This is a genomic window from Salinivibrio sp. AR640, from assembly GCF_001995405.1.
Classification (GTDB): Bacteria; Pseudomonadota; Gammaproteobacteria; order Enterobacterales; family Vibrionaceae; genus Salinivibrio; species Salinivibrio costicola.
On the sequence record NZ_MUFD01000023.1, the window covers coordinates 1 to 13,026 of the forward strand.

Genomic DNA, 13,026 nt, shown 5'->3' on the forward strand with positions numbered 1-13,026 from the left:
TCGAATCCTGTACAACCCACCATTTCTCAGACGCGGGGCTATAGCTCAGCTGGGAGAGCGCTTGCATGGCATGCAAGAGGTCGGCGGTTCGATCCCGCCTAGCTCCACCAAGTCTGAAAGATGGGCGATTAGCTCAGTTGGGAGAGCACCTCCCTTACAAGGAGGGGGTCACTGGTTCGAGCCCGGTATCGCCCACCATTTTCTCAATAGAGAAAAAGCCATTATTGGGGCTATAGCTCAGCTGGGAGAGCGCCTGCCTTGCACGCAGGAGGTCAGCAGTTCGATCCTGCTTAGCTCCACCATTTCATTATACGTTTTTAGACAGCAGTTATCCCCTGTTGCGACGACGAGTGTCTGAAAGCGAATAATAAAGTGGTTTATCGCTATGATAAATACACATGCTCTTTAACAATCTGGAAAGCTGACAAGTCATTCTTTAAGAATGACAGTAAAGTTCTCAATCAGTGACATGTCATGTCACTCACACAATCAAGTGTGCTTGGACTTTGTCTTATTGAATCAATAACGACAAAGCTTCTATTTGAGTCCGGCAAAAACAAAACCTTAATTGGTTGATGATTCAACACTCAGTGGTTTTGCGACGTAGATTTCTTTTTTAGGCAACGCGCGCGAGACTTTTGTCGCCGGGAGCGTAACGTGTTACGTGACCAAGCAAAAGTTAAGCAAGAGGCAGCATAAAAGAGAAAGATCGAGCAAAAAAGACCTCTTGGGGTTGTATGGTTAAGTAATTAAGCGTAGACGGTGGATGCCTTGGCAGTCAGAGGCGATGAAGGACGTATTAACTTGCGAAAAGCCCAGATAAGGCAGTAAAAGCCATTTGAATCTGGGATATCCGAATGGGGAAACCCACCTGCATAAGYAGGTATCTTAGCGTGAATACATAGCGCTAAGAGGCGAACTCGGGGAACTGAAACATCTAAGTACCCGAAGGAAAAGAAATCAATTGAGATTCCGGCAGTAGCGGCGAGCGACCCCGGATTAGCCCTTAAGCAGACTTGGCGTTAGGTGAACAGGTTGGAAAACCTGGCAATAAAGGGTGATAGCCCCGTAACCGACGGCGCCATATTTGTGAAAACGAGTAGGACGGGACACGTGATATCTTGTCTGAACATGGGGGGACCATCCTCCAAGGCTAAATACTCCTGACTGACCGATAGTGAACCAGTACCGTGAGGGAAAGGCGAAAAGAACCCCTGTGAGGGGAGTGAAATAGAACCTGAAACCGTCTACGTACAAGCAGTGGGAGCCTCCTTTGTGGGGTGACCGGACGGGACACGTGATATCTTGTCTGAACATGGGGGGACCATCCTCCAAGGCTAAATACTCCTGACTGACCGATAGTGAACCAGTACCGTGAGGGAAAGGCGAAAAGAACCCCTGTGAGGGGAGTGAAATAGAACCTGAAACCGTCTACGTACAAGCAGTGGGAGCCTCCTTTGTGGGGTGACCGCGTACCTTTTGTATAATGGGTCAGCGACTTAATGTTAGTAGCAAGGTTAACCGCATAGGGGAGCCGTAGGGAAACCGAGTCTTAACTGGGCGTRTAGTTGCTAGCATTAGACCCGAAACCGAGTGATCTAGCCATGGGCAGGTTGAAGGTTGAGTAACATCAACTGGAGGACCGAACTCACTAACGTTGAAAAGTTAGGAGATGACCTGTGGCTAGGGGTGAAAGGCCAATCAAACTCGGAGATAGCTGGTTCTCCCCGAAAGCTATTTAGGTAGCGCCTCGGACGAACACTACTGGGGGTAGAGCACTGTTAAGGCTAGGGGGTCATCCCGACTTACCAACCCTTTGCAAACTCCGAATACCAGTAAGTGCTATCCGGGAGACACACGGCGGGTGCTAACGTCCGTCGTGGAGAGGGAAACAACCCAGACCGCCAGCTAAGGTCCCAAAGTTATCGCTAAGTGGGAAACGATGTGGGAAGGCTCAGACAGCCAGGATGTTGGCTTAGAAGCAGCCATCATTTAAAGAAAGCGTAATAGCTCACTGGTCGAGTCGGCCTGCGCGGAAGATGTAACGGGGCTAAGCGATACACCGAAGCTGCGGCAATGCGATTTATCGTATTGGGTAGGGGAGCGTTGTGTAAGCYGTTGAAGGTGTGCTGAGAGGCATGCTGGAGGTATCACAAGTGCGAATGCTGACATGAGTAACGATAAWGGGGGTGAAAAACCTCCWCGCCGGAAGACCAAGGGTTCCTGTCCAACGTTAATCGGGGCAGGGTAAGTCGGCCCCTAAGGCGAGGCCGAAAGGCGTAGTCGATGGGAAACGGGTTAATATTCCCGTACTGCTACTTACTGCGATGGGGGGACGGAGAAGGCTAGGTGGGCCTGGCGATGGTTGTCCAGGTTCAAGGGTGTAGGCTGTAATCTTAGGCAAATCCGGGATTACRYACGGTCGAGACCCGATGTCGAGCCACCAAGGTGGTGAAGTCATTGATGCCATGCTTCCGGGAAAAGCCTCTAAGCTTCAGGTAAGTAGGAACCGTACTCCAAACCGACACAGGTGGTCGGGTAGAGAATACCAAGGCGCTTGAGAGAACTCGGGTGAAGGAACTAGGCAAAATGGTACCGTAACTTCGGGAGAAGGTACGCTGCCCACGGTGAAGTCCCTTGCGGATGGAGCTATGGGCAGTCGCAGATACCAGGTGGCTGCAACTGTTTATTAAAAACACAGCACTGTGCAAAATCGAAAGATGACGTATACGGTGTGACGCCTGCCCGGTGCCGGAAGGTTAATTGATGTGGTTATCGCAAGAGAAGCCATTGATCGAAGCCCCGGTAAACGGCGGCCGTAACTATAACGGTCCTAAGGTAGCGAAATTCCTTGTCGGGTAAGTTCCGACCTGCACGAATGGCGTAATGATGGCCACGCTGTCTCCACCCGAGACTCAGTGAAATTGAAATCGCAGTGAAGATGCTGTGTACCCGCGGCTAGACGGAAAGACCCCGTGAACCTTTACTACAGCTTGGCACTGAACATTGAGCCTACATGTGTAGGATAGGTGGGAGGCTTTGAAACGGCGACGCCAGTTGTCGTGGAGCCATCCTTGAAATACCACCCTTGTATGTTTGATGTTCTAACTTAGCCCCSTTATCSGGGGTGAGGACAGTGCCTGGTGGGTAGTTTGACTGGGGCGGTCTCCTCCCAAAGYGTAACGGAGGAGCACGAAGGTGGGCTAATCACGGTCGGACATCGTGAGGTTAGTGCAATGGCATAAGCCCGCTTAACTGCGAGAGTGACGGCTCGAGCAGGTACGAAAGTAGGTCATAGTGATCCGGTGGTTCTGAATGGAAGGGCCATCGCTCAACGGATAAAAGGTACTCCGGGGATAACAGGCTGATACCGCCCAAGAGTTCATATCGACGGCGGTGTTTGGCACCTCGATGTCGGCTCATCACATCCTGGGGCTGAAGTCGGTCCCAAGGGTATGGCTGTTCGCCATTTAAAGTGGTACGCGAGCTGGGTTTAGAACGTCGTGAGACAGTTCGGTCCCTATCTGCCGTGGGCGTTGGATGATTGAGGGGAGCTGCTCCTAGTACGAGAGGACCGGAGTGGACGAACCGCTGGTGTTCGGGTTGTGTCGCCAGACGCATTGCCCGGTAGCTAAGTTCGGCACAGATAAGCGCTGAAAGCATCTAAGCGCGAAGCTGGCCCCGAGATGAGTCATCCCTAGAGCTTCGAGCTCTCTAAAGGGTTGTGAACAGCTTTCTAGATACGTGTTTTGACTGAAAAGTGAAGACACACCAAATTTTGCTTGGCGACCATAGCGCTTTGGACCCACCTGACTCCATGCCGAACTCAGTAGTGAAACGAAGCAGCGCCGATGGTAGTGTGGGGTCTCCCCATGTGAGAGTAGGACATCGCTAGGCTCTCATTGCTTATCTTGTTGATAGCTCGATGCTTTTGATATCTGAGATGCTCATGTATTGGCATACACTGCGCGTCTCGATTCAAAATCCTCATCGCATCAAACAAGATAATCTAATTAGAGCTTAATATTGGGCTTTAGTTAGCAAATATTTAAGCATCAAAGCAATTAAGTGTAAGACTTTGATGAAAAAGAATTGGTGCGGAGTGGTAGTTCAGTTGGTTAGAATACCGGCCTGTCACGCCGGGGGTCGCGGGTTCGAGTCCCGTCCACTCCGCCACTACTTAGAAGCCCTAGCTGAAAAGCTGGGGTTTTTTGCGTTTAAGCCCTGAGTAAATAGCTGCTTATGTTAACCCCTAGGGTACCAATTGCGACATGTGCGAGCCTGAGTGCCTGAACGCAACCCCTTCATATTAGACTGTCATCTATTACTGTTAAGCACTTAGCGTTAGCTAATCGTTGTAGATGATGCAGACATAAAAAAGCGCCTTGCGGCGCTTTTAATGGTTTATGCCATGCCTTGGATGACCACAAACTTTTCTAGGAGCTGATCCTCGGTCTCGACATTATCGGGATCGGTGATAATGCACTTGGAGATCGGGCAAACCGACTGGCACGTCGGTTTGTCGTAATGGCCTTTACACTCGGTGCATAAATCGGGCTCGATCTCAAAGATCTCGGAACCCATCGAGATGGCCCCGTTGGGACACTCGGGCTCACACATATCGCAGTTTATGCATTTATCGGTGATGAGTAGTGCCATATTACTTACCCGATGGGTTACGCGTATCTTGGCCTGATTGTAGGTTACGCATCAGTAGCGCGTACTCTAGATCCATATCAGCGGGCACGGGAATAAACACGAAATGGCCGCTGCCTTTGGCATCGTCGATCGCTTCTGATTTGCGGTTTTCCATCGCCTCTAAGGTGAAATGCACATTGCCGCGTGGCGTCATTAGCTCCATGCTGTCACCGAGCATAAATTTATTCTTCACTTCCACTTCGGCCAGATCGCCTCGACGCTTGCCAGTGAATTCGCCGACAAATTGCTGCTGCTCAGAAATCGAGTAACCATAGTCGTAGTTTTGATAGCTATCGTGGGTATGACGGCGCAAAAAGCCTTCGGTGTAGCCTCGGTGTGCAAGGTTCTCGAGGGTATTCATCAGGCTCTCATCGAATGGTTTACCGGCCACGGCATCATCAATGGCTTGGCGATACACCTGTGCTGTGCGTGCGCAGTAATAGAACGACTTAGTACGGCCTTCGATTTTGAGCGAATGAACGCCCATTTGCGTAAGCCGTTCAACGTGCTGAATGGCGCGCAAGTCTTTTGAGTTCATGATGTAGGTGCCGTGCTCATCTTCGTATGCCGCCATTAACTCACCGGGACGTCCACCTTCTTCGAGCAATACTACGTCATCAACCGGCTCGCCTTTACCAAGTGTGGGAGTCACTTCTTGAACTTGTACCACCTGGCCAGCATCGTCTTCTTTGCCTTGATGGACTTTGTAATCCCAGCGGCAAGCATTGGTGCAGGTACCTTGGTTTGGATCGCGCTTATTAATATAGCCTGATAGCAAACAACGACCAGAATACGCCATACAGAGCGCACCGTGAACAAACACCTCAAGCTCCATTTCAGGGCAGTGTTGGCGGATGTCTTCGATCTCTTCCAGTGATAATTCACGCGATAAGATCACACGCTCAATGCCTTGTTGTTGCCAAAACTTAACCGTGGCCCAGTTAATCGCATTAGCTTGCACGGAAAGATGAATCGGCATATCAGGAAAATGTTCGCGGACCATCATGATAAGGCCAGGATCCGACATGATCAGCGCATCAGGACCCATATCAATGATAGGTTTAAGATCACGAATAAAGGTTTTAAGCTTTGCGTTGTGCGGCTGAATGTTGCAAACCACGTAGAATCTTTTTCCCTGCGCATGGGCTTCGTCGATCCCAATTTTTAGGTTGTCGTGGTTAAATTCATTGTTGCGCACACGCAGGCTATAGCGTGGTTGACCGGCGTAAACAGCGTCAGCCCCGTAGGCAAACGCGTAGCGCATGTTCTTTAGGCTACCGGCGGGAGAGAGTAATTCTGGCGTCAACATAATTCCAAGCTTGAGTCTGAGTGTAAGTCAGGCACCTTCACGTTGAAGGTGAGTGTGGGCGCCATTTTACTGTGACATTGCCCACACTACCAGCCGAATTTACCTAATCTTTGTAAGGGTTAATGCGGTAAAGGATTAGTCGGTTTTCAGTCCGCCTAGCGCGGTAAATATGCCATCGAGCAAGGTGTCGAGCTCACCACACATGAGTGATAAATCTGCATCAAGGCGAGCAGCGACATCTTCGCGGTCAATATCGGCGTTTTGATCGCGGATTTCCTCTGAGAATTTGAGCCGCTTTAGGCTAAGATCGTCGCCAAGAACGAAGTGAACTTGCTCTTGCCAATCCATCGATAACTTAGTGACTTGTTTGTCTGCCTCAAGGTGCGCTTGGATCTCATCACTGGTGAGATCTTGCTGCTTACATTTGATCACCCCACCTTCTTCGAGTAGCGCTTTAAGCTCGGCCTCATCACCGAGGTGGAAGCCTTGTGGGGCTTGGCCTTGCTTGACCCATTCTGTCATCGCTTGCTCGGTTGGTGTTTCCGTTTCAACCGGCACCACGGGCAAACTGCCAATCGATTTACGTAATAGGGCGAGCAGCTCTTCCCCTTTTTTAATGCTTGCCGCATCAACGAGGATCAAGCCTTTATCGGCCATAATCAGCGCACACATCTGGCTTTGGCGAGTAAACGCGCGTGGTAATAGCTCCATGACCACATCGTCTTTTAAGCTGTCTTTCTCGCGCTTTTTCAAGCGTTGACCCTGCGCTTGCTCCATGGCGTCCACTTTTTCTTCCAAGGCATCTTTAATGACCGAGGCAGGTAAGAGCTTTTCTTCTTTGCGAGCGCGGATCAGAATATTGTTACCGCTGATATGGGTGAGCATATCGCCGTGTTTACCCAACGCATGATCCCAGCCAAATTTTTGCATGTCTTGGCTGCCACACGGGGTAAAATCGAATTCTTTCAGCTGGCTTTCCAACTGAGCGGGATCGAGAGGAATATCACGGGTGAGACGATAGACGAGTAAATTCTTAAACCAAATCATGGCGAGGCTTTATCCATCCTGTTGTGAGAAAGGCAACATGGTATTGCATTCACTCTCGAATGTCGCTGCAATTAGCGTAGAATTTAACCCTACTCGCGTGTTGTGCGAGATGCACTTGCCGAACGCTCAAATAAAATGGATTACCCCAGCTGTGTTAAAAATCATTCATACCTCCGACTGGCACCTTGGTCATCAGCTTCACGGTTACGATCGTCAATATGAACATCAAGTCTTTCTCGATTGGCTCAAGCAATGTCTCATTGATGAGCAAGCCGATGCATTGTTAGTGGCCGGTGATGTGTTTGATACGGCGAATCCACCGGCAAGCGCATGGCGGATGCTGTATCGCTTTTTAGCCGACATAGCAAAAGCATTGCCCCATTTAAATGTGGTGATCACCGGGGGAAATCATGATTCACCTAGCAAACTCGACGCCCCACATGAGCTTCTAAAAGCCTTTGATTTACACTTAATTGGTGCCATTGCCCGCGATAATGATGGGCGTTTAGACACCGAACGCATGATGGTACCGATCATTGATAACAGTGGCGAGACGGCAGCATGGATACTCGCGGTGCCTTTTTTACGCAGTGGTGATTTGCGTACTGAAGGGTTGGGAGAAGAGGATGATCGTCTCATCGAAGGGGTTCGACAGGTTTATCAGCAAACCGAACAAGCGGCGCGCGCTAAGTGCAAAGGGATGCAAGCATTGATCGCGATGGGGCATGTGTATATGGCCAGTGGTGAATTATCAGAGATGTCAGAGCGGCGTATTCTAGGTGGTAACCAGCATGCGCTGCCCGCTGATATTTTCAGTGACGATGTGGCCTATGTCGCGCTTGGGCATTTGCATTTAGCTCAGCAAGTCGCCAAACAAACACGGATTCGTTATTGCGGCTCACCGCTTCCCCTATCACTGTCAGAGCGCCATTATCGGCATCAAGTGTTGGCCGTTACATTAGAAGGTAACCAACTGCAGAGTGTGACGCCTCACATTGTCCCGCGTGCCGTGGATCTCTGGCGGGTGCCAGAAAAAGCTTCGCCACTTGACACTGTGTTAGCGAGCTTGGCAGCGTTGGCGCCGCAAGATTTGCCGCTCGCTCAGCAACCCTTACTCGATGTGCCTGTGCTGTTAGATAAACCACAGCCGATGTTACGCGAGAAGATTTTAGCCGTGCTTGAGGACAAACCTGTGCGTCTGGCAAAGATTACGCCGCATTATCGCGAGACATCCCAAGATACGGGCTTTCGCCAGCAACACCTTTCCGACGTAGAACCGTTTCAGGTATTACGTCATGGCTGGCAACAAAAATATCAAGGTGAGCCGGATGAGGCGTTATCGGCGACGTTTTCTCACTTATTGGAGCAATTGGAACAGGACGAGGACCAATAAATCATGAAAATTCTGGCATTGCGTGGCGAGAATTTAGCCAGTATCCAATACCCGTTTGCGTTGGACTTCTCCCAAGGCCCACTCGGTGATAGCGGTTTGTTTGCCATCACGGGGAAAACGGGCGCAGGAAAATCGACGCTTTTGGATGCGATTTGTTTGGCGCTATACGATAAGATCCCGCGTTTTCAATCCAATAAAAAACACGATGCCGATATTGGTTTGGGCGACCCGGCAACCCGAGTTAAAGCCAATGACGTTCGGAGTATTTTGTCTCGAGGCAAAGGCGAAGGTTATGCCGAAGTCGACTTTCTTGCTCATGATGGCAGCCGCTGGCGTGCACATTGGTCGGTGCGTCGTGCGCGAGGAAAAGCAGACGGTCGGATCCAAGCCAGTGAGCACTGGTTACAAAACCTGACCACAGACCAGCGTATTGCGGGCAAAAAACAAGAAGTGCTGAGCGAGATAGAGCGTCTAGTGGGGCTCAGTTATGAGCAATTCCGCCGTGCGGTAATGTTACCGCAGGGGGATTTTGCTGCGTTTCTAAAAGCCTCGGCAGATGACAGAGCGGCGTTGCTTGAACGTATGACAGGCACGGAAATCTACAGCCGTTTGTCGCAAATGGCGCATGAGCGTGCGCGTGAAGAAAAAAACGCGCTGGATCAGCTCACCCAACAGCTTGGGGATATTAACATACTCAGTGATGACGAAGAGCAACAACTGCACCAAGCGCAACAAACGTGTCAGCAGCAGATTCAAACGCAGCAACGGCAATTAAAAAAACTGAATGATTATCGCCAGCAGCACACGCATTTGGCGCAGGCGGAACAAGGGCTCGCCGCTGCCCAAAAAGCCTTGGATGAAGCCAGTGACGCGCGAAAAGGGGTGGCGGCGCGGCGGCAAAAACTGGATGACATTGCGCGCGTGCAAGTGGCCAGAGACGATTGGCAGGCTGTGCAAACGCGTCAATGGCAGCAGCAGGCATTAACGCAGGATCTTATTCACTTGGCGCGCGAAGAGCGAGCGATAGCCGACGATTATGAGGTGCAAGCCGCGCACTGGCAAGACGCTAACCGAGGGGTCACGGAAGCGGAGCAAGCTTGGGCTGATATCGAACCTAAAATACGTGAGGCGCAGCAGCTAGATACGCAGTTGGCAGGATTAGACAGCCAAATGCATGAGCAAAATATGGCGCTGAATGCACAACAGCAAAAGTACCGGCATGCCCAGCAAACACTCACGCAAACGCGTGAAAAATCTCAACAACAGGCGCAGCGAGCGCACGCATTAGAGCAGGAGATTGCGCGTTACGGGGACTTTTCACATATTGCTGAGCATTATCAGCCAGTATTCGACAATCTTCGCCAATACTTAGACTGCCAAGACACCCTGACCGCGTTACAAGAAGAATATCAAACGCGTTACCGCCAACGTCAGCAGTGGGCACCACAACGAGAGAAAATCGACCAAGATATTGCGCAGGTCGATGACAGCAGCGTGCAATTGAAAACCAAGCGTCAGGCGGCAAACCCTGAATCCTTGTTCGCGGCACAAGAAGCCGACCAAGCACGTTATGCCAAGCTTCAGCAGCAAAAACGGCAACAAGAGTCACTGCTCCATGAGGCGCAAAATTGGCAATATTGGCAAGAACGCTGCCAGCATAACCATGTAGAGTTTGAAAAGCATGAAGCGATTTATCGCGACAGCCAAACGCATTTAGACCGACTTAAAGAGACGCTGACCCGTGAACAGGCCCAGGTTGATGAAGCGCAACATAGCTTGCAACAAGCAATGGCTGTTGTCGAGTTAGACGATCTTCGTCAAGCGCTGAAAGAGGGCGATCCGTGTCCGTTATGTGGGGCAACTGAGCATCCTTACTTGCATCACGCACCGGCAATTGAAGGCATGATCGCGCAGCAACAGTCGCGTGTCGATGCGTTGCAAGCCTCTTATAATCAACACAACGCCGAATACTATTACTGGCAAAAACAGCATCAACACAGCCAGCATGTCTGTGCCGAACTACGGGAGCAGGGCTTAGAGTGGCAGGCTGAGCGTCAGCAGTATGAGAACGGGCTACGCGACGCAATGGTAGAGCTTGGGTGGCAGTTGGCGCCTGAACAACCCCTCGATGAGACGTTGAGCGAGATAGAAGCGCACGCAAAACAAACCGACAGCGACTATCACGCTTGTTATCAGGCGATCACTGCACGTCAACACCAGTTAGCGCAAATTCAGCAAATGGATGCCGCGTTGAGTGATTTACAACACGCACGAGAACAGCTTGTTGCGCGCCGACATCAACTGGATCAGTCATTGACCGAGTGTGAGACGCGGCTGAGCGCCATTGATGAGCAGTGGCAGCAACAACACGAACAGCTGACGCGCGTGAGCCAAGCGCTTGATCAGCAACTCGGTGCAGGACAGTGGCTCACAAGCCTGCAACAGGTGGGCGCCGCACGTTATATTCGCCAGATGGAGCAAAAAATTCAGGGCTATCGTGCGCTGCAGGACGAAAAAACATCGCTTGCCACGCAAAAACAACAGATAGAGACCGAGCTAGCGTCATTAACCCAGCAGTGTCAGAGCCTGTCAGAGGACACGCAGGCACGGCAAGCGCAATTAGTGAATCTGGCGCAAGCGCATCAACAGCGCAGCGCGGCGCGTCAGGCGTTGATCCCCGATTCAGACTTGGCGGCGCTTGAACAGGCGTATAAATCAGCAATCGAGGCGCAAAAGACTAAGCGTGCGCAGGCTGAGCAAGCCTATAGCCAAGCCAGTGAAAAGCGGGCAGGGGTACAGGCACGTCAGCAAACCTTGCGCCAACAACAGCAAGAGGCTGCGCAACAGTATCGCGCCAGTGTTCGACGTTGGGTCCAATGGCAGCCGACACTAGCCATGCATCAATACGACATCCTCCAAGCTTTATCTTACTCTGAAACCTGGCGAGCCAGTGAGCGGGAAGCGATCAGTGAAGTAGAAGCGGCTTACCAAGAAGCTAACACGCGCTTAGACGAACGTCAGCAACAATTAAGCCATTGCCAGCAGGCGATGGCCGCGGCGCAAGTGTGGTTTGATGAGCAGCAGCTACCGGATGATGATGCCGCGTTGACCGCCCAGCACGATGCCTGGCAACACGCGTTAGAAGACGCCGAGCAGCAGCTGTTTACCTTGCGTCACCAATTAACCGAATCAGAGAAGGCCAAACAGCAGGCCGGATCGCTGACCGAGAAAATTGACGCGCAGCGTAGCCAAACGGAACAGTGGTTAAAACTGGCCGATTTAATTGGCTCGGCCAGCGGAGCTAAATTCCGTAATCTCGCACAATCGCTGACGCTGGCGCAGCTGGTCGAGATTGCCAATGAGCATTTGGCCTCATTATCACCTCGTTATGCGTTACAAACCGTGCCCGATAGCTTACTGGCGTTGCAAGTCGTTGATCATGATATGGGCGATGAAGTACGCAGTGTTGAGTCCTTATCTGGCGGTGAAAGCTTTCTGGTCTCTTTGTCACTGGCGCTTGCGCTGGCATCATTAGCGGCGGATACACGGCAACTTGGCTCCTTATTCATAGACGAGGGCTTTGGCACACTGGATCCGGAAAGCCTGGAAATGGCGTTGGCCTGTTTAGACACCTTGCAAGCCGACGGGCGGCAAATTGGGGTCATTTCCCATGTAGGCACACTGGTTGAGCGCATTGGTGCGCAAGTGCGCGTCGATAGTCAAGGTGGGGGCGCTAGCCGCGTCCTGGTCACACAGCAAGGTGTTGGCTAGGTCACAGCCTGTTCACACAACGCGAAATTTGCTCGCGCCGGGTCACAAAAATGTCATAATAAATGCACATAATGGCGCCAGTTAAATGATAACACTAGGTAATTATCATGGTTAGACGGATTCTCGTTGTTGAAGACGAAGCCCCCATTCGCGAGATGCTTTGTTTTGTCTTAGAGCAAAAAGGCTATCAAACGGTTGAGGCAGAAGACTACGACTCAGCGCTGGCGCAAATATGCGAGCCTTACCCAGAAATGATCCTCATGGATTGGATGTTACCTGGTGGATCTGGACTCAACTTGATTAAACATTTGAAGCGTGAAGAGCTTACGCGTCAAATCCCAGTGGTGATGCTGACCGCTCGGGGCGAAGAAGAAGATAAAGTTCGAGGCCTTGAAGTGGGTGCCGATGATTACATCACCAAGCCTTTCTCACCGAAAGAGTTAATCGCACGACTGAAAGCGGTCATGCGGCGTGTCTCACCGACCACGTTGGAAGATGTGATTGAAGTGCAAGGTTTAAAACTCGACCCGGTTTCACACCGTGTTACAGCGAATGATGATCCCCTTGATATGGGGCCAACCGAGTTCAAACTTCTACATTTTTTTATGACTCACCAAGAGCGTGTCTATAGCCGTGAACAGCTGCTTAACAATGTTTGGGGCACCAATGTTTACGTTGAAGATAGAACGGTTGATGTGCATATTCGTCGCCTGAGAAAGGTGTTAGAGGCGGGTGGACATGCTAAGTTAGTACAAACCGTACGTGGGGCGGGGTATCGCTTCTCAACACGTAGCTAGAACATCCCTTT

At 51.0% G+C, this 13,026-nt stretch carries 6 protein-coding genes, 4 tRNA genes and 1 other annotated feature; of the genes, 7 read left to right on the top strand and 3 right to left on the bottom strand.

The genetic code is table 11. From position 1 onward, the window contains the following. Nucleotides 1–34 precede the first annotated feature (34 nt). From BZG75_RS11560 to BZG75_RS11585, 4 genes are all read left to right on the top strand, one after another. Nucleotides 35–110: transfer RNA gene (locus BZG75_RS11560), tRNA-Ala, on the top strand. 12 nt (nt 111–122) lie between these two features. Further along, nucleotides 123–198, top strand: a tRNA-Val gene (locus BZG75_RS11565). A gap of 28 nt (nt 199–226) precedes the next feature. Continuing rightward, a tRNA-Ala gene (locus tag BZG75_RS11570) sits at nt 227–302 on the top strand. Between the two features lie 437 nt (nt 303–739). Then, nucleotides 740–3,897: a sequence feature (most likely nonfunctional fraction of RNA operon), on the top strand. Nucleotides 3,898–4,099: 202 nt separating this feature from the next. Next, nucleotides 4,100–4,176 (top strand) — tRNA-Asp (locus BZG75_RS11585). Between the two features lie 228 nt (nt 4,177–4,404). Here the strand turns inward: BZG75_RS11585 and BZG75_RS11590 are convergent. The 3 genes from BZG75_RS11590 to rdgC form a co-directional block, all read right to left on the bottom strand. Beyond that, nucleotides 4,405–4,659, bottom strand: a complete 255-nt coding sequence (locus BZG75_RS11590) for a YfhL family 4Fe-4S dicluster ferredoxin (RefSeq protein ID WP_021022889.1) — start codon at nt 4,657–4,659, stop codon at nt 4,405–4,407. Between the two features lies 1 nt (nt 4,660). Next, nucleotides 4,661–6,007 carry a prephenate-dependent tRNA uridine(34) hydroxylase TrhP gene (gene trhP, locus BZG75_RS11595; protein ID WP_021022890.1) on the bottom strand — a complete coding sequence of 449 codons (1,347 nt, stop codon included), beginning with the start codon at nt 6,005–6,007 and terminating at the stop codon, nt 4,661–4,663. A 135-nt stretch (nt 6,008–6,142) separates the two neighbouring features. Then, nucleotides 6,143–7,051, bottom strand: a complete 909-nt coding sequence (rdgC, locus tag BZG75_RS11600; protein WP_025744607.1) for a recombination-associated protein RdgC — start codon at nt 7,049–7,051, stop codon at nt 6,143–6,145. Nucleotides 7,052–7,091: 40 nt separating this feature from the next. Here rdgC and BZG75_RS11605 point away from each other — a divergent pair, with 40 nt between their 5' ends. The 3 genes from BZG75_RS11605 to phoB all read left to right on the top strand — a co-directional run bounded on the left by BZG75_RS11605 (nt 7,092) and on the right by phoB (nt 13,015). Next, nucleotides 7,092–8,447 (top strand): exonuclease SbcCD subunit D C-terminal domain-containing protein, encoded by a 1,356-nt coding sequence (locus BZG75_RS11605; protein WP_241824045.1) that lies wholly within the window; start codon nt 7,092–7,094, stop codon nt 8,445–8,447. A gap of 3 nt (nt 8,448–8,450) precedes the next feature. After that, the gene (locus tag BZG75_RS11610; RefSeq protein ID WP_077460250.1) at nt 8,451–12,218 is read left to right on the top strand and encodes an AAA family ATPase; all 3,768 of its coding nucleotides are present in this window, start codon (nt 8,451–8,453) and stop codon (nt 12,216–12,218) included. A 107-nt stretch (nt 12,219–12,325) separates the two neighbouring features. Next, nucleotides 12,326–13,015: a phosphate regulon transcriptional regulator PhoB gene (phoB, locus tag BZG75_RS11615; protein WP_021022894.1), complete on the top strand. Its 690-nt coding sequence runs from the start codon at nt 12,326–12,328 to the stop codon at nt 13,013–13,015. The last annotated feature ends 11 nt before the right edge of the window (nt 13,016–13,026 follow it).